This window comes from Amycolatopsis sp. w19, from assembly GCF_051373225.1.
Classification (GTDB): Bacteria; Actinomycetota; Actinomycetes; order Mycobacteriales; family Pseudonocardiaceae; genus Amycolatopsis; species Amycolatopsis japonica.
In genome coordinates this window covers 188,883-214,819 of sequence record NZ_JBPQFM010000012.1, presented here as the reverse complement: position 1 = coordinate 214,819, position 25,937 = coordinate 188,883, and the positions used below count along the sequence as shown (strand labels likewise).

Sequence of the window (25,937 nt, the reverse complement as noted above, 5' to 3'; positions counted from 1 at the left end):
TTTCAAACGCCGAGGCGGCTGTAGAGGCGCGCCGCGAGTGTGGCGGCGAGTTGGTTGAGATGTCCGACGGGATCGTGGAGGGCGTACTGGCCCAGCAGTTCCGCGACGACGTGAGCCTCGGCCTCCGACAGCAGCGCGACACAGCGTTCGCGGCGGCCCTGCTCGGCCAAGCGCTTCAGTGCGACGACGTACTCCTCCTGGTCGCGCACCCCGCTCAGGCCGAATGGGTCCTGCCGTGCGGTCGAGTCGGTCATCCCGCCTGCCCTTTCGAGTGATGTCGTTCGTCGCCGCCCCCGCATCGACCTGCGGATCTGCCACGCCGGCGCTCCTCCACGCCGCGACAGAAGAAAATCTATGGCGGCGAGGGTAGACATTCAACTTCGGGCGGGTGTAGCGTTCTTCTCGTACCGAGAGAGACAACGTCAAGCAGGCGCGGGAGATGACGGAACTACCCGCGAAGTGAGACAAGACGGCCAGGCAGGACGAAGCCAATCGGTGAACAGGTTTCGACTGGTGGCCGGAGCAGTACCGGGATCGGGAAGTAGGACGTGAACAGCAAGGCCGATCCCGGCGAACAGTGCAAGTGCAATGAACGCAGGACCGGTCAGGTGGCCGGAGCCGATCCAGGAAAGGGCTCCGGGCAGTGGCCAGCGACGTCACGTGTGCTGGGACCGATCAGTGGAAGGGTTCCAGCCGGTGACCGTCGAGGAAATCGCAGTACAAGCAGTACCCGGTAAGAGAGAAACACAGGATAGAAGGGAAAGGGAGCATCATTGGATCGCCCGCGGCGGCTGGGCAGTAATGCCGCGCGGGTACCGCAGGCCCATCGGATTGGAAGGTGGTTCTCGGTTACGAATCAGCGATCTCCGCATCGTCCGCCTCTCGGACGGACACCGCGGATGCAGGACACCGGCCTCACGGCCGGTAGGCAATGGTGAAACCCGACCCCTGGGACCCCGGGCGCCGCATGTGGCGCCCGGGGTCCCTTGTGATGTGGAGGTGGAATGATTCCTGACCAACGCGAGACCCCCGCTGCCGTTTCCGGCGGGGCCGACAAGTTCGACGACGACCACTACCCCGCCTACACGATGGGCCGCGCCGCGGACATGCTGGGCGCCACCCAGAACTTCCTCCGCAGCCTCGACGAAGCCGGGCTGATCACCCCCCAACGCTCGGCGGGCGGACACCGCCGCTACTCCCGGCACCAGCTGCGCATCGCCGCCCGCGTACGGGAACTGGTCGACCAAGGCACGGCCATCGACGCCGCCTGCCGCATCGTCTCCCTCGAAGACCGGCTCCACGAGGTCCAGCGCCAGAACGACGAACTCCGCACCGCCGACTAAGGAATCAGCTCGGGGTCTGCCGCCGCCTCTCGCGGCACACCCTGATCCGTCCTCGCCGTCCGGTCGTTGGTCGTCAGACAGCGTCACCGCAGGGGGTCCGCGTAACGCTTCCCCGCATCGGCTCGACTGATGTGCGAACCCTTGCGGAGGCCAGGTGAGCACGGAAGACGAGAGCACATCGTGGCTCACCGAACAGCGAGTTCGGAGCATGATCGAACAGACGCTGACGAGAGCGGACCTTCGAGGCCTCGACGTCGACGAGATCGAAATCGAAAAGTCGGTCCTCGCTCAGCTACCGCGGCTCAGGGCGGCGGCACGTCTAGAGCTAGCGGCGCATCGGGACGCGCTGTCGGCGGCGAGAAAGGACGATCTGGCGCTCCTCGGTCTGGAGCAGCGGCTCCGCTGGGTGTGGCTGGCCATCAATGCCTTATTCGGTGTGCTGCTCATCCTGCTGCTCCAGTCGGCGACCGAAGTCGATTGGCCGTGGACACACATCAGATGGGCGCTCTTCCCGACAGTGGCCGGTTCCCCCACAGCTCTGCTGCTCGGCGCGGCCACTGTGATCGCGGCCGTCGTGGCGAACCTGGGGCTCCGCGCGATAGGACGAGCGAACGCCCGTAGGCATCGGTATTCGCCGGCACACCGCGATGTGAACAACACCGAGGCGAACCTGGCGAGACGAGCCCAGACCGAGACCGAAGCCCTCGTCCGCGAAGCGGTCAACGCACTCGACGGCCCAGGATCGACCACCGGCACGGTGCTCACCCGGCCGGAAGCCCCTGCGCTGGTCGAACTCGATTCGGCGGATACGGTCCCCGCGACAGGGCTGCGCCAGGTCGAGGAATTCATCGACCTGCACCCGACTTCGGCCATCGGTGTCGCGGGCCCCAGGGGCGTGGGCAAGAGCACCGTGCTGCGCAGAGTGTCGACCAATTCGATGGACGATGGACACAGCAAGCGACGCGTGGGCGTCTACGTCCAATCACCGGTGTACTACCAGGCCGCCGATTTCGTGCGGACAGTGCACGAAGAGATCGCCCGAGCGGTGCTTCGCGACGCGCGAGTGCACTACGCGGACCCCGAACTTCTCGTCAGGCGACGAAGTCGCAACGTCAGACGCTTGGTCGTGATGGGCCTGTTCCTCCTAGGCTACGGGCTGCTCGCCCTCGAACTCCTCGACGCCACACTTCCCCCCGTGTCCGTCTCGGGGTTCCTCGGCGTCACGCTGGTGGGAACGGCCGTGTGCTGTCTGTTCATCGACATGGCGAGATCACGGGCGGACCGGCGCGCGGCAAAGCTTCCCGAAGACCAGGCCGACCTCGCCCACCGCGAGATCCGGAAACTCACCTGGAGTGCCAACGTGAGCGAAAAGGACAAGCTCACTTTGAAGCTCCTCCCCGGAATCCATACCGACAGCGAACAACAGACCGGCTACGCCGAACGAGACCGTAGCCATCCCGATCGGGTGGCCGACCTCCGGAATTTCCTGGACCGGTTCAACCAGATCTCGGAGATCCCGATCGTCGTCGCCATCGACGAGCTAGACAAGATGGCCTCTCCCGAACAGGCCGTCGAGGCGATCAACGGCCTGAAGGATCTCTTCCACCTGCCGAACACCCACTTCGTCGTGTCGGTCTCGGAGGATGCCCTCGCGAGCTTCGCCCTCCGCGGGGTGCCGGTGCGGGACGTGTTCGACTCGTCTTTCGACGACGTGATCAGGATGGTCCCGTTCACCGCGGCGAATTCGATCAACCTGCTGCTCGGTCGCACGGTCAAGTTCCCCCGGGTGGCCTCGCTGTTCTGCCACGCCATCTCCGGCGGCCTGCCTCGTGATCTGATCCGGGCCGCCAGAAGAACGGTCGAACTCCGCCGCATGGCCGAGGAGGATCTCCCCGTCACCACGGCCATCCTCGACCTGGTACGCAACGATCTCACCGAAGCCGTCGACGCCGCCGCCGTCAAAGCACGAGAGAAAGGCGAGGCGGACAAAGAAGTCCACCTTTTCAAGATGAGGACCGTCCTGGCGGACACCGCCGACCTCCGCATCACCGCGTTGACGCATCCTCCTGCCCTGCTCACCTCCGTACCACCGGACCTCACCGCCTTCGTACTGGCGTTGATCACGATCAGGGAGTACTTCGACACCTTGCTGCAGGACCCGCAATGGCGACAGCTGATCAAACAGGGCGAGACCATCGCACTCATCGACGAACTAGCGATCGCGAGAGCACAAGTCGCGACATCGCGCCTGGACTGCGTGCGCAGACTCGTCCATATCCGCGCCGCGGCCGGCCTGTCCCCGATCCCCGACGCCGTCGCCCGACACAGCGCACCGACACTGTCTGTCTACAATGGACACACGATGCACTCCCGCTGGCGTGCCCAGGCGACTGCGTCGGTGCTCGCGGTCAGGCGCGTCACCCTACGGCTGACCGGCGCCGCGCGGACGAAACTCGGCTAGAGGTGATGGATCGGCAGATCCCAGAGGGGATTTTCGCCGCTGTCGGCCTGATGCCCGCGGCGGCCAGGTCGCATGCCGCGTTCGTTGTCGATCGCGACGGCCGCCCCAGGGATTCCTCCGCCTGCCCGGCGAGGGCCTGGACCTGACCGTACGTCCATTCCGGAAGCCGATTTGGCCACTGTGGACGACACTTCGCCAAGGCTTCAGACGCTCTTCGAGGTGACACAGCTCACCGTGCAGCTGAACGGTCCCGGCGACGTCGTGACGATCGAGGTTAAACTGCCGGCAGGTCAAGTGACCGCGATCGCGGAAGCAGGAGAAAGGATCACCGACGCCATGTCGGCTCCCGAAACAACGAAAAGCGCCGATCGAAATGATCGACGCTTTTCGCGGTGTACCCCCGATGGGATTCGAACCCACGCTACCGGCGTGAGAGGCCGGCGTCCTAGGCCGCTAGACGACGGGGGCTAGGATCTTCTCCTTCAGGAGGAGATTTTCAGTTGTTCACCTGCTGTGTTGCTGTGGAGAAACTTACCAGACCGGGTTTCCCACCTTCGCAGGGGGGTCACTCTGTGTTTCACTCCGGAGAGTTCTCCAGCTGGGGTACCAGGACTCGAACCTAGACTAACTGGACCAGAACCAGTCGTGCTGCCAATTACACCATACCCCAGTGAGGTACCGTTCCGATCTTGACCGGCTCGGTGCCGCACGAGAAAGAATACTAGAGCACGCTGTTCCGCACCGTGAAAGCGGGGGTCTCAGTAGCGCGCTGAGCGGGCACGCCGAGCTTCGCGAACTCGGAAACGAGCAGCTCAGGCAGCTCGTCGAGGCCCGAGATGGTGTGCACGCCCGCCGGGGCGCGCTCGGCGATGCCGTCCCGGTCGAGCCAGACGGCCCCCAGGCCGGCGTCGCGTGCGCCGATGGCGTCGGTGTCGAGTTTGTCGCCGACGTGGACGGCCTGCGCCGGGTCGCAGCCGAGGCCGAGGCAGACCGAGTGGAACATCGCCGGGTCGGGTTTGGCTACTCCGAGTTCACCGGCGATGGCCACGTGATCGAAGAACCGGGCGAGGCCGAGGTCGGCGATCTTCTTGCGCTGATGCGCGCCCGAGGCGTTCGTGACCGCGGCGACGAGAACACCGGCGGCCCGCAGCCATTCAAGGCATGGGAGGACATCTTCGAACAATTGCCACGAACGGGTGAGAATTTCACGACGGCGTCTTTCGAAGCCGCTGACCTGCTCTTCGTCGGCCAAAATGCCGATCTCGGCGAGGAAACATTCCGTACGCTTGTAATGCATGGTCGCGTAATCGATTTCGCCCGCGACCACCAGCGCGACATGCTCTTCGGTGATGAGATCCCACAGCGGCCAAAGGTCGTTCTGACCGGTGAGGGCGCTCAGGCTGAGGCGGATCGCCGCCGTGCAGTCGATCAGCGTGTCATCGATGTCGAGGCACACCAACCGTAACTCCGGGGGCTCCCACGGGGCTCCGTCCGGAGCGTCCGGCGTGGTTCGTGACGAGGTCCGGGGCACGAGAGCGAAATCCACCAAGTGAGGCTAGGGCACTCAGCGCGATCGCGACTCTGCCGATGAGGTGATTAAGGCTGCTCTGTTCCGGCGCGGGCACTCTACTCCCAGTTGGTGAGATGACGTGTTTTAGTTACCGGACAACGGCCAACGCGGGCGGCCGGGTGAAATGTCGATACGCGGCACCCCATCCGATTCTCGGCGCGCACACCCTGTGATGACAACGAAATCCTTGTCCCGCTTGGGTCACGAGACCGTCCACAAGGGCATTTCCGCGATCGCCGTCCTTCCGGGACGGTCGCGGACCTCTCAAGTCCTTTTTGGACACTTGCCTCGACGTCCGCCGGCTCACACGGTCCGGTGAGACCTGCGCCATACCCCGAACAGCGTATCCGCCCGGATGGCGCTTGACGCGCCCGTCGGAGGAGTGCATCCTGAGCTTATTCAACAAGTGATGAATAAGGGTTCGAAGGGGTGGGACGGATGAACGAACGTACGAACTGCGTGGTCGTCGGCGGTGGCCCCGCGGGGATGGTCGCCGGATTGCTGCTGGCCAGGGCCGGGGTCGAGGTCACCGTGCTGGAGAAGCACCAGGACTTCCTGCGGGACTTCCGCGGCGACACCGTGCACCCGTCGACGTTGACGTTGCTGGACGAGCTGGGCCTGAGCGAGAAATTCCTCAGCCTGCCGCACAGCGAGATCGCCTACGCCGGCTTCCCCGCCGAGGACGGCACGATGATGCGCCTCGCCGACCTGACCAGGCTGAAGGTGGCGCACCCGTACATCGCCATGGTCCCGCAGTGGGACTTCCTGGACCTGCTCGCCGACGCCGGCGCGAAGGAACCCACGTTCACGCTGCGGCAGAGCACCGAGATGACCGGGCTGATCTTCGAACACGGCCGGGTGAGCGGGGTCCGCTACCGCGACGCCGACGGGAAGACCGGCGAACTGCGCGCCGACCTGGTGATCGCCGCCGACGGACGCTGGTCGCTGGCCCGCCGCGAAGCCGGGCTCATGACGAAGGACTACCCCATCCCGTTCGACGCGTGGTGGTTCCGGATCTCACGGCGGGACGGCGAACGCGAAGGCATGCTGACCCCGAAGATGCGGGATCGCCGCTTCGCCGTGCCGCTGCCCCGCAAGGGCTACTTCCAGATCGCCTACCTCAGCCCCAAGGGCCAGGACCTGCGCGACAAGGGCATCGAGGCGTTCCGGGAGAACGTGGCCGCGATCCTGCCCGAGCTTGCCGACCGCGTGGACGAGCTGAAGACGACGGACGACGTCAAATTCCTCGACGTCAAGATGAACCTGCTGCGGAAGTGGCATCTCGACGGGCTGCTGTGCATCGGTGACGCGGCGCACGCGATGTCGCCGGTCGGCGGGGTCGGCATCAACCTCGCGGTGCAGGACGCGGTCGCGGCCGCCACCCTGCTCGCCGAACCGCTGCGCCGCGGCAGGCCGTCGGTGGCGGATCTGGCGAAGGTCCGCAAGCGCCGTCTCGCGCCCACGATGCTGGTGCAGGGGCTGCAGCGGATGCTGCACAAGAACGTGATGGGGCCGGTGATGGCCGGCAAGCGCAACGGCCCGCCCGCGCCGATGGTGAAGCTGTTCAGCCGGTTCCCCGGGCTGTCCTACATCCCCGCGCGGCTGCTGGGCCTGGGGCTGCGGCCCGAACACGCCCCGGCCTTCGCGCGGCGGGCGATGGAACCGGCCGGTTAGCCTCCGGATGCAATGAAGGACTCCTTCATCGCAAAATTTGCAATGAAGGAGTCCTTCATCGAACGTCAGATGTCTTGAACCGGGTTCGTCAGGGTGCCGATGCCCTCGATGGTGATCGACACGGACTGGCCGTCCTCGATCGGGCCGACGCCCTCGGGCGTGCCGGTCAGGATGACGTCACCGGGCAGCAGGGTCATCACGCCGGAAACGAACTCGACCAGCTCGGGGATCTTGTGCACCAGGTCCGACGTCCGGCCGTCCTGCTTGAGCACACCGTCCACCTCGGACTTGAGCGCGAGATCGGCCGCGTCGAGCGAGGTCTCGATCCACGGGCCCAGCGGGCAGAAGGTGTCGAAACCCTTCGCCCTGCCCCACTGGCCGTCGGACTTCTGCAGGTCACGCGCGCTGACGTCGTTCGCCACGGTGTAGCCGAGGATCGCGCTCGCCGCGCGGGCGGCGGGCACGTTCTTGACCGGCTGGCCGATGACGATCGCCAGTTCGCCCTCGAAGTCGACGCGGCCGACACCGCGCGGACGGCGGATCGGCACGTTCGGCCCGATCACCGTGGTCGACGGCTTGATGAACAGCATCGGGTCCTGCGGGACCTCGTTGCCGAACTCGGCCGCGTGCTTGGCGTAGTTCCGGCCGACCGCGATCACCTTCGACGGCAGGATCGGCGCGAGCAGCCGGACGTCGGCGAGCGGCCAGCGTTTGCCGGTGAAGTTGGGGTTGCCGAAGGGGTGCTCGGCGATTTCCAGTACCTGGGCGTCGTCGCCGTCCCCTTCGATCGAAGCGAACGCGACACCACCGGGATGAGCAATTCGGGCTAGACGCACTCCCCCACTGTACGACTCCTCACGCCGGGCCCTCGCTGAGGGACTTGTGCACGAGCGCGTCGCACAACGCCAGCCAGCTCGCCTCGACGATGTTGCCGTGCACGCCGACGGTGGTCCACTCGCGCTCGCCGTCGCTGGTCTCGACGAGCACGCGGGTGACGGCGTCGGTGCCCGGATGGCCGGGCAGGATCCGCACCTTGTAGTCGGCCAGCTCGACACTGTCCAACCAGGACAGATGCGGGCTGAGCGCCTCGCGCAGGGCGGCGTCGAGCGCGTGCACGGGCCCGTTGCCCTCGGCGGTCGCGATCACGCGCTGCCCGGCGACGTGCACCTTCACCGTCGCCTCGGAGACGACCTCGCCGTCGGACCGGTGGTCGAGGACGACCCGGTACGACTCGAGTTCGAACGGCGGTTCGTCGAGGACGTCGCTCTGCGGGCCGTCGACCTCCCGCCGCAGCAGCAGTTCCAGTGAAGCGTCCGCGGCTTCGAAGGACCAGCCTTCGGATTCGAGGCGTTTCACCTTCTTCACGGCGCTCGTCAGCGCCTCGGGCTGGCCGGCAAGGTCGACCCCGAGCTCACGTCCCTTGAGCTCCAGGCTGGCCCTGCCGGCCATCTCGGTGACCAGTACCCGCATGTCATTGCCGACAGAAGCTGGATCGATGTGGTTGTACAGCAACGGATCCACCTTGATCGCGCTCGCGTGCAGTCCCGCCTTGTGGGCGAAGGCCGACGCCCCTACGTAAGCTTGGTGGGTGTAGGGGGCGATGTTCGCGATTTCGGCAAGGGCATGGGAGACCCGGGTGAGCTCGGCGGCGCCTCCGGTCGGGAGCACCTCCATACCGAGCTTGGTCACCAAATTCCCTGTCACGGCGAAAAGATCGGCGTTACCCGCCCGCTCGCCGTAACCATTGGCGGTGCACTGGACGTGCGTCACGCCGGCCTGCACGGCGGCGACGGAATTCGCCACCGCGCAGGAAGTGTCGTCCTGACAATGGATTCCGAGCCGGAATCCGGTCCTTTCCTTGACCTCGCGGACGGTTTCCGCGAGTCCGAGCGGCAGTTGCCCGCCGTTGGTGTCGCACAGCACGGCGACGTCGGCACCCGCGTTCACTCCCGCGTCGAGCACCTTCAGCGCGGTGTCCGGAGAGAACGCGTAGCCGTCGAAAAAGTGTTCCGCGTCAAGGAAGACGCGACGTCCCTCACCGACGAGGAACGCGACGGTGTCGCGCACCATCTCGCACGCTTCGTCGACGTCGACCCGCAACGCGCGTTCGATGTGGCGCAGATCGGATTTGGCCACGAGCGTGACCACCGGTGCCTGCGAGTCGAGCAGGGCCCGCACCTGCTGGTCCTGCTCGGCCTTGGTGCCCGCCTTCCGCGTCGCGCCGAACGCGACGAGCGCGGCATGGCGGAGTTTCAGCTCGCCCGAAGCGGCGCGGGCGAAGAATTCCGTGTCCTTGGGCAGCGCGCCCGGCCATCCGCCTTCGATGAACCCGACCCCGAGATCGTCGAGCAGCCTCGCCACCGCCAGTTTGTCCGTGACGGAGTAGGAGATCCCCTCACGCTGCGCGCCGTCGCGCAACGTCGTGTCGTACAGGTGGAAGGCGTCGCCGAGCGGTGTATCGGCGGGCTCCTTGCGGGTCACGGGAATCTCCTCGCGGTGGTGGCAAAGCGTGTTCAGGCAACAAAAAAACCTCCCGCATGGGTGCGAGAGGTTGCGCGCCGGGGGCTCTTGTGGAGCTGTTATCCGGCGCGCTCGGCGATAATGATGGTGCAGGAGGTCACGGACGCATCATGGCACACGCTTCGCCGGGCGTCCACAGGCCGGGCGAAAGGTTCCACACTTCGGGACACATTCCCGGGTGGCAGGCGTTGCGAAAGCCACTTTCGCAACGTTGAAGGTTGCGAAAGTGGCTTTCGCAACACACTCCCAGGTCGCCAACGTGACAAAGGGGCCCTTCACCGCGTGACATGCGGTGAAGGGCCCCTTCGTCCCAGAGCTACTACTGAGTGACCGGGCGCACGTTCGACGACACCAGGGCCGCCAGCCGGTCACCGATCGCGTGCGTCGCACCGGGCGACGCCTGGTCGCGGGTCGCGAGGTCGAAGGCCACCGAGGCCTCGATCCGCCGCGCCGCTTCCTTCTGTCCCAAGTGGTCCAGCAGCAACGAGACCGAGAGCACCGCGGCGGTCGGGTCGGCGAGACCCTGGCCGGCGATGTCCGGCGCGCTGCCGTGCACCGGCTCGAACATGCTCGGGTTCCGCCGGGTGATGTCGAGGTTCCCGCTCGCCGCCAGCCCGATGCCGCCGGTCACGGCGGCCGCCAGGTCGGTGATGATGTCGCCGAACAGGTTGTCCGTCACCACGACGTCGAACCGGGACGGGTCGGTCACCAGGTGGATGGTCGCGGCGTCCACATGGGAATAGGCGACCGTCACCTCCGGGTGCTCCAGCGAGACCTCTTCGACGATCCGCGACCACAGCGAGCCCGCGTACTCCAGCACGTTCGTCTTGTGCAGGAGCGTCAGGTGCTTGCGGGGCCGCGCCTCGGCCCGGTTGAACGCGTCGGTCACCACGCGCCGGACGCCGAACGCCGTGTTGACGCTGACCTCCGTCGCGATCTCGTTCTCGGTGTCCTTGCGCAGCAGGCCACCGTTGCCCGCGTACGGGCCTTCGGTGCCTTCACGCACGACGACCATGTCGATCTCGCCCGCCTCGGCGAGCGGTCCGCGCACACCCGGGTACAGCCGGGCGGGGCGCAGGTTCACGTGGTGGTCGAGTTCGAACCTGAGCCGCAGCAACAGGCCACGCTCCAGGATGCCGCTCGGCACCGTCGGGTCGCCCACCGCGCCCAGCAGGATCGCGTCGTGCTGACGGAGTTCACCGAGTACCGACTCCGGGAGCAGCTCGCCGGTGGAGTGCCACCGGGCGGCGCCGAGGTCGTAGTTCGTGATCTCCGCCGTCGGTACGACCTCACCGAGCACCTTGAGCGCCTCGGAGACCACTTCGGGCCCGATCCCGTCTCCTGGGATCACCGCGAGCCGCATCCACACACCTCCGTAGACCAGGCCACCGGCAGTCCGGATGGCCCATCCGCAAGAAAACGCCAGCAGCGGAAGGTTACCGGCCGTAGCCCGGTAGCCGTAGCCGCACCACCCTTATGCCGGAACCTCCCACAGAGCGAGACAGCCGAAAGAGTGAAAACAAGAAGGGACGCCCTGGCGCAAAGCATGCCGCCAGGGCGTCCCTCACCTCATCGAACGCCGGTTATCGCACTATCGCGTCAGCCCACACCGATCGGCTGACGTCCGGTGTGCCGCCCGCCGTTGCCCGGCCGGTCGACACCCGTGTTGCCACCACCCGCGTTCGTCTGGATCTTCACCACGTTCGCCCGGTTGCCCGAGGCGTTGTGGTGCTCGATCGCCAGCAGGCCCAGCACGGTGTCCTGCGCGGCCGCGTTGCGGTTGACCACCAGCGCCGTGCCCGGCTTCGCGACGTAGCCCAGCGCGGAGTCGCCGCCGCCCTGGACCGTGTACGCGGGAGCCAAGGCGTCGAACGAAAGCGGCGTGCCGACGTAGTCGATCGTCGACGAGTCCGCACCCGGTGCCGCGTAGAACCCGGAGGTCCCGACCGTGTAGCTGATCTTGTGCGACGCGGCGTTGGGGTCGATCCCCAGCGCGGCGATGCTCACCGGCAGCACGACGACGTTGGTGTCGTACACGTTCGTGTCGACGTCGCCGAGCTGGCCGTTGATCGGCTGGATGTCCACCTGCGGGAAGCCCGGCTTCAGGGCCACGGTGACCGCCACGAGGACGTCGGTCGACGTAACCTTGGTCACATAGGTCTCGAAGTCCGGCTGCCCGTCGCCCGTGGTGTCGATGTCCACGAACGGCGAGGTGTTGCTGCCCAGGTTGGCCAGGTCGCTCCAGGTGGTGAGACCGAAGGCCAGCAGCGCGTTCTCCGGCTCACCCTGCGCCTTGGCCAGCGGAGCGGTCGACGCCGCGCCGATGTAGCGCAGGTCGGCGCCCTTGGCGGTCTGATTCAGCGTGCAGTCGGTGGTGACGTCGCCGTCGCACTCGGGCAGCTGCGGGGATTCCGCCTGCAGTTCGAGCACGCTGATCAGCGAGCGGTACCGCTGCGCACCGGAGCCCTGGTCCACGCCCTTGCCGGTCAGGTTCAGCACGGCCTGGTTCTGGCCGGCACCGAAGTTGACGTTGCCCGGGGTGTTGATGGACGAGACCGGCTTCGGCGCGGAGTACACCGAGAGCCGCAGCGGAACGGTCGTGCCGCTCTTCGGGGTGAACGCGATCCGGCCGGAGGCGTCCGCCACGAACTGCCGGGCGAGGCCGACCTGCGTGGCCGCCATGGTCGGGTCCATGACCTTGCGGAGCGCCTTGGGGTCGGCGATCTTCAGGGTCACCTTCACCAGCGCGATACCGCGCGGGCTCAGCTTCACCGTCGGCTTGTCCACTGTGTACTCGACACCGGGGAGCGAGTTCACGGCTTCGTAGCCCACCGAGTACTCGACCGGCTTGATGCCCTTGTTGACGACCTTGACCGTCTTGGTCAGGGTGACCGGACCGCCCGCTTCGACGACGCCGAAGTTGACCGAGACGAAGCCGGGGTTGTCGACGACGTAGGCCAGGACCTGGTTGTCCAGCGCGGCCTTCGCGTCGATCCGGCCGCTGCCGACGCGCTGCGGACCGTAGACCCGGCCCGAAGCGTCGTGGATGTCGTGGCCGGCGGTGTTGATGACCGAGGCCTTGACCTCCTCGACCGACCAGTCCGGGTGCGCCTGACGGATCAGGGCGGTGATACCCGAGGTGTGCGGAGCCGCCATCGACGTCCCGGAGATGACCAGGCGGCCCGCTCCGCTGCCGGCCAGCGCCGACGAGATCGAGTCACCGGGCGCCGCGACGTCCGGCTTGACGGCCGGGCCGCGCCCGCCACGCGAGGTGAACGAGCTCGGGGTGTCCACAATGGACTGATCGGTGGTCGGCACGGACACGCGGCCCTTGCCGGTCATCCGGATCTGCAGCGTGCCCGCGGCCACCGCCGGGCGGACCGAAGCGGTCGCGCTGCCGGTCAGCTGGAACGTCGGCAGGGCCGCGTTGCCCGCGATACCCGCCGAGAAGTGCTCCAGCGTCGAGGAGAACAGCGCGCCCTTGGCACCGGCCGCCTGCGCGTTGTTCGAACGGGCGCCCGAACCGCAGGCGCGGGTCGCGTCGTTGTCGTCCCATTCGAGGAACACGATCTTGCCCGCGGCCTTGGCCTTGTCGGCGTCGGAGTACGGCTTGCAGCCGGCGGCGTTGTCGGCCGACAGCGTGACCACCGGCGCGGTGACGTCGAGCGTGTCGTAGGTCGCGTAGTTCTGGCTGAACTGGCCGGTCTTCGCGCCCTTGACGCCGTCGGGAGCGACGGCTTCGACGGCGTCGCGGAGGACGGACGCGTCACGGCTGCTGGCGACGGTCAGCGCCTCGGGCGTGTTGCCCGGCGCGCCACCGACGTCGTTGAGGTCGCCGCCGTTGCCCGCGGAGAACACCGGGACGACGTTGTTCGCGGCGATCTTGCGCACGAACAGCGAGTCCGGGTCGTCCGGGGTGGCGAAGTCGCCGCCCAGCGACAGGTTCACCACGTCGAGGTGGTCGGTGAAGTCGCCGTCGCCGTCCGGGTCGAGCGACCAGTCGAGCGCCTGCGAGGTGACGTTGGTCGAGCCGTCGCAGCCGAAGACCTTGATCGCGTACAGCAGGGCCTTGGGCGCGGTGCCCGGGCCGATCTGCATCGCTTCGATCTTCTTCTTGTTGAGCTTCTTGTAGTCGCCCGTGAAGGTCTTGCCCGCTTCGTCGACACCGAAACCGGCGACCGTGCCCGCGACGTGCGTGCCGTGGTGGCCGCAGGCGAGCGGGTTGGGGTCCGGCTTCGGGGTCTTGAGGGCCGGGTCGTCGCTGCCCGAGTCGTAGGCGTCGCCGACCAGGTCGATACCGCCGACGACCTTGTCGGTCGGGAAGGCCGGGGTGGCCTGGTCGCGGTTGATCGCGTTGTAGGCCTCGGCCGTGCCCGGGCCGCCGAAGTCGGCGTGGGTGTAGTCGATGCCGTCGTCGATCACGCCGACGCGGATGCCGTCGCCGTAGCGGCCGGTCTGCTGCCACGACGCGAGCGTGTTGGTCAGCTGGACCGCGCTGGAGTTGGTGCGGGTCTTGGGGACCACCTTCTTGACCGAGACGACGTCCGGCCGCTTCGCCAGCTCGCGGATCTTCGCCGCGTCGGCCGTGACGACCGCGCCGGCGACCGCGTTGGCGGTCTGGGTGACCAGCTGGGTGCCGGCGTCGGCGGCCTTGAGCTGACCGACGACGGAGTTCACCGTCGCGGCCGCGGCGGCCTTGGCGTCCTTCGCGGCCTTCTTCGCCTTCTCCTTGCCCGCGCCCTTGTTCTGCTCGGCGTTGAAGGCGTCGACGGCGGGCTGCTTGGCCAGCTCGACGAAGGCGGTGATCTGCCCTTGGGCGGCCTTGAGCTTCGGCTCGACCTTCCCCTGGAATCCGTTACGGTCGATCTTCGCCGGCGTGACACCGTCCGCGAGGGGGACATCCTGCGCGGCTGCGGTCGCCCCGGTCACGGACGTCGCGAGCAACGCGGCGAAGACCGCGGCCGATGAGCGGATGGCCCATCGGGGTACGCGGGATCTGTTCATGAGTAAGTGCCCTCACTCGAGGCCTCGACTCGGAACCTGCCTGCCGCTCGAACACACCCCCGACGGTGAGCCCCGGCGCCGCGCCGTGCCCTTGACGGCGCGATGGTTCGGCCTCGCCGGAAGAACCTATCCGGGGACCAGCCCGACTTCAGTAGGCATTTTTCACCGTTATTGAATCTTGCTCTTCGCGCGTGGTCGACTACTTGCGAAGAGCGCAAACAACTTGTTGGCACATAACGAAAGCCGCGTCCGTGGACGCGGCTTTCGTCAGTGCGATTCCCGCAGGTCAGCCGAAGTTGACCGCGCGGATCGTGTGCGCGCCGACGGTGGCGCCGATCGGCTCCAGCAGGTGCGAGTCGACGGACCGGTCGACACGCAGCAGCATCACCGCGTCCGCGCCGTCGGTGGTCTGGCTGATCTGCGCGGCCTCGATGTTGAGGCCGGCCTCGCCGAGCAGCGTGCCGACGCGGCCCATGATGCCCGGGCGGTCCGGGTACTCGAGCAGCATCACGTTGCCCTCGGCGCGCAGGTCGAAGTGACGGCCGTTGACCTCGACCAGCTTCTCGACCTCGTCCTTGCCGGTGACCGAACCGGACACCGAAAGGGTCGTGCCGTCGGCGTGGACCGCGCGGACGGTGACCAGGCTGCGGAATTTGGGGCTTTCGGTCTCGGTGACCAGTTCGACCTGGACGCCCAGTTCTTCGGCGACGCGCGGCGCGTTCACGAAGGTGACCTGGTCCTCGACGACGCCGGAGAACACGCCGCGCTCGGCCGCGAGCGGCAGCACGCTGACGTCCTCGGCGGCCAGCTCGCCCTTGACCACGACGGTGACCGAGGCCGGGGCCTTCGGGTTCAGCGCGGTCAGCACGGTGCCGAGCTTCTGGGTGAGCGAGAGGTACGGCCGGACGTGCTCGCCGACCGTGCCGCCGCCCGCGACGTTCACCGCGTCCGGCACGAAGTCGCCGCGCAGCGCGAGCAGCACGGACTTCGCGACGTCGGTGCCGGCGCGGTCCTGCGCCTCGGCGGTCGACGCGCCCAGGTGCGGGGTGACGACGACGTTCGGCAGGCCGAACAGCGGGCTCTCGGTGGTGGGCTCGGTGACGAACACGTCGATACCGGCACCGCCGACGTGGCCGGAGCTGACCGCGTCCGCCAGCGCCTGCTCATCGATGAGGCCACCGCGCGCGGCGTTGACGATGATGACGCCCTGCTTGGTCTTCTTGAGCGCCTCGGCGCCGATGAGGCCCTTGGTCTCCGGCGTCTTCGGCAGGTGGATGGAGATCGCGTCGGCGCGCTCCAGCAGCTCGTCCAGCGTGACCAGCTCGATGCCGAGCTGCGCGGCGCGGGCGGCCGAGACGTAGGGGTCGTACGCGATGATCTTGGTGTCGAACGCGGCGAGCCGCTGCGCGAACAGCTGGCCGATCTTGCCGAGGCCGACCACACCGATGGTCTTGCCCTGGATCTCGACGCCGGAGTAGGCGCTGCGCTTCCACGCGCCGCCCTGGAGGCTCTGGTCCGCGGCCGGGACCCGGCGGGCGACGGCGAGCAGCAGCGCGACGGCGTGCTCGGCGGCGGAGACGATGTTCGAGGTCGGCGCGTTGACCACCAGCACACCGCGTTCGGTGGCGGCGGGGACCTCGACGTTGTCCAGCCCGACGCCGGCGCGGGCGACGACCTTGAGCGAGGTGGTGGCGCCGAGGACCTCGGCGTCGACCTTCGTCGCGGACCGCACGAGCAGCGCGTCCGCCGTCTTCACGGCTTCGAGCAGCGCGGGGCGGTCCGTGCCGTCCACATGCTGGACCTCGACCTCGTCGGAGAAGACGCTCAACACGGAGGGCGCGAGCTTCTCGGCGATGAGGACGACGGGCTTGTTCGGCTTGGTCACGATACGGCTCCCACTATCTGGTCTGTGCCTGCGACTCACTGTTGACGGTCACGCCGTTGTGCCCGGTTGCGCCGCAGTTTAGACCTGGTGACAGGGGATTGTTAACTCGCCCGTAATCCCGCGAAAACGAGATCGAGGAGCCGTTCGAGGCCCTTGTCACCCGAAAGGTGTTCGCTGGCCCAGGAAAGCGCGTGCAGCAGCACCAGTAATTCGTGCACTGTGACGTCGGCCCGGAGCTCCCCCGAGGCCTTCGCCCTTTCCACCAGTTGGGACACCTGGTCACGCATGGCGTGGCAGGAGGCGTACAGCGGCGAGGTCTCGTCGTTGAGGACGTCGACCATCAGCTCGGGCAGCCCCCGGTAGCGCGCCGACTGTTCACCCATCCCGGCGAACCATGCCTTCAACGCCTCCACCGGCTCCGGGGAGTCCAGCAGTTCGCGAGCCGCCTCGGCCTGCGCGTCGAACCCCTCGCGCAACACCGTCTCGACCAGCGCTTCCCTCGTCGGGAAGTGCCGGTAGAGCGTTCCGATCCCGACTCCGGCCCGGCGCGCGATCTCCTCCAGCGACGCCTCGACGCCGTTCGCGGCGAAGGCGCGCCTCGCCTCTTCGAGGAGGCGCTCGTAGTTGCGCCGGGCGTCCGCCCGCAGCGGCTTCTTCTCGGTGTCCATCGCGCTCCAAAGCCTAGTCTCGACAAATCGGAGGCAGCCTCCGTATAGTCGGACGACGTAAGCGGAGGCTGCCTCATGTTAGCTGGGGAGACTGTGATGGACCTGATCGAAGAAACCCGGGAGCGGCTGGGCCCGGTGGGTGTCTGGCTGCCGGTCGGCATGTTCACGCCGACACCCGACGAAGAACGGCGGGCGATCCGGCGCCTGGAAGAGCTGGGTTACCGCACCGTCTGGGGTGGAGAGGGGCCCGGCAACCGGGAGCTGTTCGCCTACAGCGCCATCACCCTCGCGGCCACCGAGCGAGTGGTGGTCGGCACCGGGATCGCGAACATCTGGTCGCGGCCCGCGTACACCGCCCACAGTGGCGGGCGCACACTCGCGCAGGCGTTCCCCGGCCGCTTCGTGCTCGGCGTCGGGATCGGCCACTCCTATCAGGCGGCGAAGGCGGGCTCGGACTACCGGCCGCTCGACCAGACCCGTGACTACCTCACGGCCATGGCCGCGGCGGCGGAGGAATTCCCTTCCCCCGTCCCCTTCCCGCGGGTCCTGGCCGCCGTCGGGCCGAAAATGCTCGAACTCGCGCGGGACCTCACGGACGGGGCGCATCCGTTCGCCCAGCCCTTCGAGCACACGCCGTACTCGCGCGAAATCCTCGGCCGGGACAAGCTGCTCATCCCCACCCATTCCGTTCTGCTCGGCGACCGCGAACAGGCGCGGAAGAGCGTGGCGAGGGACATCGGGCTGATGAAGCAGTACGGCATCCCGCACTATTTCAAGGGCTGGAAGCGGCTCGGCTACACCGACGCGGACATCGACGACGTCAGCGACCGGCTCGTGGACGGGCTGACCGCGTGGGGCGACGAGGAGCGGATCGCCGGGCGGATCGAGGAACTCGTCGACGCCGGAGCGGACACCGTGCTCGTCAATCCGGTCGGGGACGATCTCACGTCCATCGTGGACCAGCTGGAACGGCTCGCCCCCGCCTTGACGGCGGTGACCCGATGAGCGTCGGCATCTGGACGTTTTCTTTCGACGGCAAGGAAATCGGCGAAGTCCGCGAGGCGGCCGCGGAAGTCGAGGAGCTCGGCTACGACACGTTGTGGTTCGGGGAGTACCTGGGCCGGGAGGCGTTCACGCAGGCGGGTCTGCTGCTCGCGGCGACCTCGCGGATGACCGTCGCCACCGGCATCGCGCGGTTCTCGCATCGGGCACCCGTCGCGGCGGCCGCCGCCGAACGAACCCTCGCCGAGGCGTATCCCGGCCGGTTCGTCCTCGGCCTCGGCGGGCACCTTCCGGGCGCGAAACCACTGGAAGGGATGCGCGGCTACCTCGACGAAATGGACCGGACCGAACTGTCCACACCGGACTCCCTGCGCCGGCGTCTGCTGGCCGCGCTGGGACCGAAGATGCTCGCCCTGGCCGCGGAACGCACCGATGGGGCGCATTCGTACTTCGTCCCCGTAGAGCACACCGCGCTGGCGCGGGAGGCCATCGGGCCCTCGTCATTCCTCGCCGTCGAGCAGGCCGTCGTGCTGGGATCGGACCGGGAGATCGCGCGGCGGCACGTGTCGATGTACCTGGAGCTGGCGGCCCACCATCGGGCGAATCTGCGGCGGTTCGGGTTCACCGAGGCGGACTACGGCTCCGACAAGCTGGTGGACGCGCTGGTCGCCGTCGGGGAGGACGAGATCTCCGCGCGGGTCCAGGCGCACCTGGACGCCGGGGCCGACCATGTCTGCCTGCAGGTCCTGACCGGGGACGAGCGGATCCCGCTGGCCGAATGGCGGGTTCTGTCGGGGGTCGGGGGTAGCGTGCGGGAGCGTGACGTCACCGGCTGAGCTCGCCTTCGAGAACGCACGGGAACTGATCGACGCGCGAGACCTGGCAGGGCTCGCGCGCCTGATCGGCGACCTGCCCACCCTCGTCCACGCGCACGGGAAGAACGGGAACGATCTGCTCGGTATGGCCGCCGCGACCTGCGACGAGCGGCTGTGCCGCATCCTGCTCGACCACGGCGCCGATCCGGCGTCCGCCAACGTGCACGGCTGGACGGCGTTGCACCAGGCCGGGTACGTCGGGCTGCCGCTGCTGGTCACGATGCTGCTCGACGCGGGCGCCCCCATCGACGTCCCGGCCCGGGGCGACGGCGGGACACCGCTGGTGGTCGCGCTGTTCTGGGGCCATCGGGAGGCCGCGGAGCTGCTGGCTTCGCGCAGCCTCGCGCCCGGCAACCTCCGGGTGGCGGCGGGGCTCGGCCGGGCCGACCTGCTCGACGAACTGCTCGCGCCGGACGGCACGCTCGCCCCCGCGGCGGGCGCGCATCGCGAATTCCACCGGCCGCACAGCGGTTTCCCGGAATGGCGGCCGAGCGAGGATCCGGCCGAGATCGTCGACGAGGCGCTTTCGTGGGCCGCGCGGAACGACCGGTCCTCAGCTGTGCGCACCCTGGTGGAGCGGGGTGCCCGCGTGGACGCCGACGTCTACCGGGGCACGGCGCTGACGTGGGCCGCCGCCCAAGGGAAGGCTTCGGCGATCAAGGCCTTGGCGGAGCTGGGTGCTTCGGTCGACCACCGGGGGACGTTCGGCGGGCTTTCGCATGGGGAGGGTGTCACTGCACTGCACTTGGCCGTGCAGGGCGGGCATGTGGACGCCGTGCGGGCGTTGCTCGACGTCGGAGCAGATCCTTCGCTGGAGGATTCGCTGTACTCGTCGTCGGCCTTGGGGTGGGCCGAGCACTTCGGGCAGACCGAGATCCTGGCGGTGCTGCGGGGCGCCTGAGCCCTGAGACCGACCTGCGAAAGTCCCCCGCCGTAGGTGTTGCGAAAGCCACTTTCGCAACGTTGAAGGTTGCGAAAGTGGCTTTCGCAACCCCGCGACGGGCGGGACGGTCGCGGAGGCGCCCGACCGGCCGCGCCCGCCCCTGCCCCGAACGCCATGAAAGGTCCTTTCCTTGCAAATTTCGCAAGGAAAGGACCTTTCATGGCACTGCCGCCGGTCCCCCGAGTGTCATGAAAGGGCCGTTCAGGACGAAAAACGTCAGGAACGGCACTTTCATGACATCCGCGATAGCGTGTCCCGATCCTGACGCCCCCTGGCCCGCCGGACCCTCGCCGAAAGTACGACGCTCGCCGAACAATGGACCCATGCGAGCGATCAGCCAAAACCGCCTGGGCGGCCCCGAAGTCCTCGAACTCGTTGACGTCGAGAGACCCACCCCGGGCCCGACCCAGATCCTGGTCCGGGTGCACGCCGCCGGCGTCAACCCGGTCGACTGGAAGACCCGCGAGACCGGCGGCATCGGCCCGATGGGCGATCCGCCGTTCATCCTCGGCTGGGACGTGTCCGGCGTGGTCGAGGAGGTCGGCGCGGGCGCTTCCCTGTTCTCCCCCGGCGACGAGGTCTTCGGCATGCCGTCGTTCCCGTTCCAGGCGGGCGCGTACTCCGAATACGTCGCCGCGCCGAGCCGTCACTTCGCGCGCAAGCCGTCCACTTTGGACCATGTGCACGCGGCCGCGCTCCCGCTCGCGGGACTGACCGTCTGGCAGAGCCTCGTCGACACGGCGGATATCCGGCCAGGGCAACGGGTCCTGATCCACGCGGCGGCGGGCGGCGTCGGGCATCTCGCGGTCCAGATCGCCAAGGCGCGCGGCGCGTACGTGATCGGGACGGCCAGCGCGGCCAAACACGAGTTCCTCCGCGGTCTCGGCGCGGACGAACTCATCGACTACCGCACGACGGATTTCGCCGAGGAGGTCCGCGACGTCGACGTCGTCCTAGACACGATCGGCCTGGAGTACGGGCCCCGGTCACTCAAGACGCTGCGCCGCGGCGGCAGGCTCGTCCAGCTCACCCGCACGAACGACGAGCGGATGCCGGAACTGGCCGAGGCCGCCGGAGTCACCGCCGGGTTCACCCTCGCCGAACCGGACCGCACCGGTCTGCTCGCGCTGACAGAACTCGTCGACAGCGGGCGGCTCAAGCCGACCATCGACACGGTGTTCCCGCTGGAAGAGGCCGCGAAGGCCCAAGAACTCGTGGCGGCGGGCAAGACCACGGGGAAGGTCGTGCTCTCCGTCGTGGAATGACCGGTGGACAAGTGGAGTCTGTAGTCCGTATCGTCAAAGGCGGACTACAGACTCCGTTTATGTCCTGCTGGGAGACCTTCATGACCACACCCCGCGACGTCTTCAACGCGCTTTCCGAACGCATCACCGCCCGGCGCTGGGACGAGATTTTCGCGCTCTACGCCGAAGACGCCGTCGTCGAAAACCCGCAGCGACCACCGGTTCCGTCCAGGTACGAGGGCCGCGAGACCCTACGGAAGAACTTCGGCGGCGGCCTGAACGTGCGCATGGACAGGGCGGATGTCCTGATTCACGGGACAACCGACCCGGAGGTGATCGTCGCCGAGTACCGCAATGTCGGCGAGGCGCTGGACACCGGGAAGTCCTTCGACATCGCCAACATCCAGCTGCTCCGCGTGCGCGACGGGCTCATCGTCCATTCACGCGACTACCACGACTACCTGCCGCTCATCGCGGCACAGAATGGCCTGGAAAATCTGAAGAAGGGCTTCGAAACCGCGGAGCGCGAGCTCACACCGGTGCCGCCGCGCCCCGCGCCGACGGCGGATCCGAAGAGCCCGCGCGGCGTTTTCGAGCGGCTCGCCTACGGTGTCGCGGACGGCGACTGGTCAGGATTGCCGGAGCTCTACGCCGAGGAAACCCAGGTCACGCACCCGTTTCTGCCCGGGTCGGAGACCCTGAAGTCGAGGGAAGACCTGCGTAAGCATTTCAAGTTCGGCGAGCGGGGCGCGGTCCGGTTCCAGGTCCGGGATCTGGCGATCCACGAGACCCTCGACCCCGAGGTCGTGATCGGCGAGTTCGACTACCAGGGAACGGCGGGCGGCAGCGCGGAATTCCGCGTTTCGAACATCTTCGTGCTGCGGGTGCGGGACGGGCTGATCGTCGAATCACGGGACTACGTCGACCATCTCGCCATCGCGGCCGCGACCGGCCGGCTCGACGAGCTGATCTCCCAGCTCTAGGCAGGCAGGTCGAATTCGCCGTCCCGGACGCCTTTCAGGAACGCGTCCCATTCAGTAGGCGTGAACACGAGCAGATGCCCGTCGGGTTCGACGACCCGGCGCATCGCGGTGTAGGTGACCCCGTCGGCGTGCGGCACCAGCGCGTACTCGACGGCGTCCTTGAGGTTCGCGCCTTCCGGTTCGCCCCGGATCCACACCGCGTCACTCAAGTCCAGATCGGGCCGGATATGCGCCTTGTCGTCCACCGGCTGCTCACTCATGGTGTCCACGCTATCGCTTTCCGATATGCAAAACGAAGGGGCCCTTCACCGCATCGCATGCGGTGAAGGGCCCCTTCAGCCCACAACTAGGCGGTTTCGGTGATCGGCCGGTCCACCCACGACATCAGGTCGCGCAGCTTCTTGCCGGTCTCCTCGATCGGGTGCTGGTTGCCCTGCTCCTCGAGCTTGGTGAAGTTCGGCCGCCCGGCCTCGTCTTCGGCGACCCATTCGCGGGCGAACGTGCCGTCCTGGATCTCGCCGAGGATCTTCTTCATCTCTTCCTTGACCGCCGGCGAGATGACGCGCGGGCCGCGGGTCAGGTCGCCGTACTCGGCGGTGTCGGAGATCGAGTAGCGCTGGCGCGCGATGCCGCCCTCGTACATGAGGTCGACGATCAGCTTCAGCTCGTGCAGCACCTCGAAGTAGGCGATCTCCGGGGCGTAGCCGGCCTCGGTGAGCACCTCGAAACCGGTCTGCACCAGCGCGGAGGCGCCACCGCAGAGCACGGCCTGCTCGCCGAAGAGGTCGGTCTCGGTCTCCTCGGTGAAGGTCGTCTTGATGACACCGGCGCGGGCGCCACCGATGGCGGCCGCGTAGGAGAGCGCGAGCGCCTGCGCGTTGCCGGAGGCGTCCTGCTCGACCGCGATGAGCGCCGGGACGCCCTTGCCGTCGACGAACTGGCGGCGGACCAGGTGGCCCGGGCCCTTCGGGGCGACCATGGCGACGTCCACGTTCGACGGCGGCTTGATGAGGTCGTAGCGGATGTTGAAGCCGTGACCGAAGAAGAGCGCGTCGCCGTCCTTGAGGTTCGGCGCGATGTCCTGCTCGTAGATGAAGCGCTGCTTCGTGTCCGGCGCGAGGATCATGATCAGGTCGGCTTCGGCGCTGGCCTCGGCCGGGGTGAGCACGCGGAGACCCTGCTCCTCGGCCTTGGCCCGCGACTTCGAGCCCTCGGGCAGGCCGATGCGGACGTCGACGCCGGAGTCGCGCAGGCTCAGCGAGTGCGCGTGGCCCTGGCTGCCGTAGCCGATCACGGCGACCTTGCGACCCTGGATGATCGAAAGGTCCGCGTCGTCGTCGTAAAAGATTTCCACTGCCATGAGGGGTACTACTTCCTTTCCTGACTTACAAACAAAGTTATCGGGCGGAGGTGGCGGTGATCGAGCGGGAGCCCCGGCCGACCGCGACCATGCCGGACTGGACCAGTTCACGGATGCCATAGGGCTCCAGCATCCGGAGCAGGGCACCGATCTTGTCCGAGGTCCCGGTGGCTTCGACGGTGAGCGCCTCGGGAGACACGTCCACCACCTTCGCGCGGAACAACTGCACTGTTTCGAGGACCTGGCTGCGCACGGTGTTGTCGGCCCGGACCTTCACGAGCAGCAGTTCACGCTGCACGGCTGTGGACTTTTCCAATTCCACGATCTTGATGACGTTGACCAGCTTGTTGAGCTGTTTGGTCACCTGTTCGAGCGGTAGCTCTTCAACGGCGACCACGATCGTCATCCGGGACACCTCGGGGTTCTCCGTGGGCCCGACGGCGAGGGATTCGATGTTGAAACCACGCCGGGAGAACAGTCCGGAAACCCGCGCGAGGACACCGGGCTTGTTCTCGACCAGAACGCTCAGGGTGTGCACGCTCATCGGGCGTCTCCTTCTGCGGCGGCGTTGATTTCCGCCTCGGCGGCGACTTCGTCGTCGTCGAAGAGCGGGCGGATCCCGCGCACGGCCATGATTTCGTCGTTACCGGTGCCCGCGGCCACCATGGGCCACACCTGGGCATCCTTCCCCACCACGAAATCGATCACGACGGGGCGGTCGTTGATCTCCATGGCGCGCCGGATGGTGGCGTCGACGTCCTCCTTGGTCTCGCAGCGGAGCCCGGCGCAGCCGAGCGCCTCCGCGAGGAGGGTGAAGTCGGGGATGCGGTGCTTGTGGGTACCGAGATCGGTGTTGGAGTACCGCTCGGAGTAGAAGAGGTTCTGCCACTGGCGGACCATGCCCAGGTTGCCGTTGTTGATGACGGCGACCTTGATCGGCGCGCCTTCGATGGCGCAGGTGGCCAGTTCCTGGTTCGTCATCTGGAAACAGCCGTCGCCGTCGATGGCCCAGACCTGCTTGTCCGGCACGCCGAACTTGGCGCCCATCGCGGCGGGGACGGCGAAGCCCATCGTGCCGAGGCCGCCCGAGTTGATCCAGGTGCGCGGGTTCTCGTACTTCACGAACTGCGCGGCCCACATCTGGTGCTGGCCGACGCCCGCGGTGTAGACCGCGTCCGGGCCGACGAGCGAACCGATGCGCTCGATGACGTACTGCGGGGACAGCGTCCCGTCCTCGGGCCACTCGTACCCGGCCGGGTAGTCGTCGCGCCAGGCGCTCGCCTGCGTCCACCAGTCCTTCAGGTCCGGCTTCGCGGACTTGTCGGTCTCGGCGCGGACGGCCTCGATCAGCTCGGTGATGATCTCCGCGCAGTCGCCGACGATCGGCACGTCCGCCTTGCGGTTCTTGGAGATCTCGGCCGGGTCGATGTCGGCGTGGACGATGGCGGCGTCCGGCGCGAACGAGGACAGCTGCCCGGTGACGCGGTCGTCGAAGCGGGCGCCGAGGGCGATCAGCAGATCCGCCCGCTGCATCGCGGCGACCGCGGCGACCGAACCGTGCATCCCCGGCATGCCGAGGTGCTGCGGGTGCGAATCGGGGAACGCGCCGCGCGCCATCAGCGTGGTGACGACGGGGATGCCGGTCAGTTCGGCCAGTTCCATCAGCTGGCGCGACGCGTCGGCCTTGACCACGCCGCCGCCGACGTAGAGGACCGGGCGCCGCGACTTGCTGATCAGCCGCGCGGCCTCGCGGACCTGCTTGCCGTGCGGGCGCAGCGTGGGCCGGTAGCCCGGCAGCCGCAGCTCCGTCGGCCAGGAGAAGGAGGTCATCTCCTGCAGGACGTCCTTGGGGATGTCCACCAGGACCGGGCCGGGACGGCCGGTCGAGGCGAGGTGGAACGCCTCCGCGATGGTGCGCGGGATGTCCGCCGGGTCGGTGACCAGGAAGTTGTGCTTGGTGATCGGCATCGTGATGCCGCAGATGTCGGCTTCCTGGAAGGCGTCCGTGCCGATCAGCGCGCGGGACTGCTGGCCGGTGATGGCGACGACCGGCACCGAGTCCATGTTCGCGTCGGCCAGGGGGGTGACCAGGTTGGTCGCGCCGGGACCGGAGGTGGCCATGCACACCCCGACCTTGCCGGTCGCCTGCGCGTACCCGGTGGCGGCGTGGCCGGCGCCCTGTTCGTGACGGACCAGGACGTGGCGGACCTTCGTCGAGTCGAGCAGCGGGTCGTACGCCGGGAGAATGGTGCCGCCGGGAATACCGAACACGACCTCCGCGCCCACCGCCTCGAGCGAGCGGACGAGCGACTGCGCGCCCGTGACCCGCACCGGGGTCCCGGCGGGCGGCGCCGGCTTGGGTCGGGCACCGGAGGTACCGGAGTTCGCATCAGCTCGCGAGGTGG

Annotated in this window: 20 protein-coding genes and 2 tRNA genes; 8 read left to right on the top strand and 14 right to left on the bottom strand. The window is 67.8% G+C overall.

The annotated features are described in order from the left end of the window. Positions 1-2: 2 nt before the first annotated feature. On the bottom strand, positions 3-254 hold the full coding sequence (locus ACSMFO_RS23895; RefSeq protein WP_360123787.1) for a hypothetical protein: 252 nt from the start codon (positions 252-254) through the stop codon (positions 3-5). A gap of 750 nt (positions 255-1,004) precedes the next feature. On the opposite strand from ACSMFO_RS23895, the gene ACSMFO_RS23890 reads away from it, so the two are divergent. Both ACSMFO_RS23890 and ACSMFO_RS23885 read left to right on the top strand, forming a co-directional pair. Further along, the gene (locus ACSMFO_RS23890) at positions 1,005-1,343 is read left to right on the top strand and encodes a MerR family transcriptional regulator (protein ID WP_436460562.1); all 339 of its coding nucleotides are present in this window, start codon (positions 1,005-1,007) and stop codon (positions 1,341-1,343) included. Between the two features lie 154 nt (positions 1,344-1,497). Next, positions 1,498-3,804, top strand: coding sequence for a P-loop NTPase fold protein (locus tag ACSMFO_RS23885; RefSeq protein WP_436460561.1), 2,307 nt, complete (start codon positions 1,498-1,500; stop codon positions 3,802-3,804). A 395-nt stretch (positions 3,805-4,199) separates the two neighbouring features. On the opposite strand, the gene ACSMFO_RS23880 is transcribed toward ACSMFO_RS23885, so the two are convergent. The 3 genes from ACSMFO_RS23880 to ACSMFO_RS23870 form a co-directional block, all read right to left on the bottom strand. Then, a tRNA-Glu gene (locus ACSMFO_RS23880) sits at positions 4,200-4,272 on the bottom strand. A 130-nt stretch (positions 4,273-4,402) separates the two neighbouring features. Continuing rightward, positions 4,403-4,474 (bottom strand) — tRNA-Gln (locus ACSMFO_RS23875). A 51-nt stretch (positions 4,475-4,525) separates the two neighbouring features. Continuing rightward, the gene (locus tag ACSMFO_RS23870; protein ID WP_360085437.1) at positions 4,526-5,260 is read right to left on the bottom strand and encodes an HAD family hydrolase; all 735 of its coding nucleotides are present in this window, start codon (positions 5,258-5,260) and stop codon (positions 4,526-4,528) included. Positions 5,261-5,812: 552 nt separating this feature from the next. On the opposite strand from ACSMFO_RS23870, the gene ACSMFO_RS23865 reads away from it, so the two are divergent. Next, positions 5,813-7,048: an FAD-dependent oxidoreductase gene (locus ACSMFO_RS23865; RefSeq protein ID WP_436460560.1), complete on the top strand. Its 1,236-nt coding sequence runs from the start codon at positions 5,813-5,815 to the stop codon at positions 7,046-7,048. 65 nt (positions 7,049-7,113) lie between these two features. Here ACSMFO_RS23865 and ACSMFO_RS23860 read toward each other — a convergent pair whose 3' ends face one another. From ACSMFO_RS23860 to ACSMFO_RS23835, 6 genes are all read right to left on the bottom strand, one after another. Then, the gene (locus tag ACSMFO_RS23860; RefSeq protein WP_037341952.1) at positions 7,114-7,884 is read right to left on the bottom strand and encodes a fumarylacetoacetate hydrolase family protein; all 771 of its coding nucleotides are present in this window, start codon (positions 7,882-7,884) and stop codon (positions 7,114-7,116) included. Positions 7,885-7,903: 19 nt separating this feature from the next. After that, positions 7,904-9,529 carry a citramalate synthase gene (cimA, locus tag ACSMFO_RS23855; protein ID WP_037341950.1) on the bottom strand — a complete coding sequence of 542 codons (1,626 nt, stop codon included), beginning with the start codon at positions 9,527-9,529 and terminating at the stop codon, positions 7,904-7,906. Between the two features lie 358 nt (positions 9,530-9,887). Further along, the gene (locus tag ACSMFO_RS23850) at positions 9,888-10,931 is read right to left on the bottom strand and encodes a 3-isopropylmalate dehydrogenase (protein WP_007031599.1); all 1,044 of its coding nucleotides are present in this window, start codon (positions 10,929-10,931) and stop codon (positions 9,888-9,890) included. A gap of 236 nt (positions 10,932-11,167) precedes the next feature. Next, entirely contained in the window at positions 11,168-14,572 is a 3,405-nt protein-coding gene (locus ACSMFO_RS23845; RefSeq protein WP_436460559.1) for a S8 family serine peptidase, read from the bottom strand. Positions 14,573-14,858: 286 nt separating this feature from the next. Next, positions 14,859-16,457 carry a phosphoglycerate dehydrogenase gene (gene serA / locus ACSMFO_RS23840; protein WP_436460558.1) on the bottom strand — a complete coding sequence of 533 codons (1,599 nt, stop codon included), beginning with the start codon at positions 16,455-16,457 and terminating at the stop codon, positions 14,859-14,861. A gap of 101 nt (positions 16,458-16,558) precedes the next feature. Next, positions 16,559-17,125: a TetR/AcrR family transcriptional regulator gene (locus ACSMFO_RS23835; RefSeq protein ID WP_436460557.1), complete on the bottom strand. Its 567-nt coding sequence runs from the start codon at positions 17,123-17,125 to the stop codon at positions 16,559-16,561. A 96-nt stretch (positions 17,126-17,221) separates the two neighbouring features. On the opposite strand from ACSMFO_RS23835, the gene ACSMFO_RS23830 reads away from it, so the two are divergent. From ACSMFO_RS23830 to ACSMFO_RS23810, 5 genes are all read left to right on the top strand, one after another. Continuing rightward, positions 17,222-18,130, top strand: coding sequence for a TIGR03620 family F420-dependent LLM class oxidoreductase (locus ACSMFO_RS23830; RefSeq protein ID WP_436460556.1), 909 nt, complete (start codon positions 17,222-17,224; stop codon positions 18,128-18,130). Next, on the top strand, positions 18,127-18,963 hold the full coding sequence (locus ACSMFO_RS23825) for a TIGR03620 family F420-dependent LLM class oxidoreductase (RefSeq protein ID WP_436460555.1): 837 nt from the start codon (positions 18,127-18,129) through the stop codon (positions 18,961-18,963). Before ACSMFO_RS23830 ends, ACSMFO_RS23825 begins: the two co-directional genes overlap by 4 nt. Continuing rightward, a complete protein-coding gene (locus ACSMFO_RS23820; protein ID WP_436460554.1) occupies positions 18,947-19,903 on the top strand; it encodes an ankyrin repeat domain-containing protein in 957 nt (318 codons plus the stop codon). The genes ACSMFO_RS23825 and ACSMFO_RS23820 overlap by 17 nt, the downstream gene beginning before the upstream one ends. Before the next feature lie 365 nt (positions 19,904-20,268). Continuing rightward, positions 20,269-21,210 carry an NADP-dependent oxidoreductase gene (locus tag ACSMFO_RS23815; protein ID WP_436460553.1) on the top strand — a complete coding sequence of 314 codons (942 nt, stop codon included), beginning with the start codon at positions 20,269-20,271 and terminating at the stop codon, positions 21,208-21,210. An 80-nt stretch (positions 21,211-21,290) separates the two neighbouring features. Continuing rightward, positions 21,291-22,172: a nuclear transport factor 2 family protein gene (locus ACSMFO_RS23810; RefSeq protein ID WP_436460552.1), complete on the top strand. Its 882-nt coding sequence runs from the start codon at positions 21,291-21,293 to the stop codon at positions 22,170-22,172. Here the strand turns inward: ACSMFO_RS23810 and ACSMFO_RS23805 are convergent. The 4 genes from ACSMFO_RS23805 to ACSMFO_RS23790 all read right to left on the bottom strand — a co-directional run bounded on the left by ACSMFO_RS23805 (position 22,169) and on the right by ACSMFO_RS23790 (position 25,863). Then, a complete protein-coding gene (locus ACSMFO_RS23805) occupies positions 22,169-22,432 on the bottom strand; it encodes a DUF397 domain-containing protein (RefSeq protein WP_038522647.1) in 264 nt (87 codons plus the stop codon). The genes ACSMFO_RS23810 and ACSMFO_RS23805 overlap by 4 nt on opposite strands. A gap of 86 nt (positions 22,433-22,518) precedes the next feature. After that, on the bottom strand, positions 22,519-23,532 hold the full coding sequence (gene ilvC, locus ACSMFO_RS23800; RefSeq protein WP_016336537.1) for a ketol-acid reductoisomerase: 1,014 nt from the start codon (positions 23,530-23,532) through the stop codon (positions 22,519-22,521). A gap of 37 nt (positions 23,533-23,569) precedes the next feature. Beyond that, positions 23,570-24,076, bottom strand: coding sequence for an acetolactate synthase small subunit (ilvN, locus tag ACSMFO_RS23795; protein ID WP_005162051.1), 507 nt, complete (start codon positions 24,074-24,076; stop codon positions 23,570-23,572). Continuing rightward, positions 24,073-25,863 carry an acetolactate synthase large subunit gene (locus ACSMFO_RS23790; RefSeq protein ID WP_435826444.1) on the bottom strand — a complete coding sequence of 597 codons (1,791 nt, stop codon included), beginning with the start codon at positions 25,861-25,863 and terminating at the stop codon, positions 24,073-24,075. The genes ilvN and ACSMFO_RS23790 overlap by 4 nt, the downstream gene beginning before the upstream one ends. Positions 25,864-25,937: the final 74 nt, after the last annotated feature.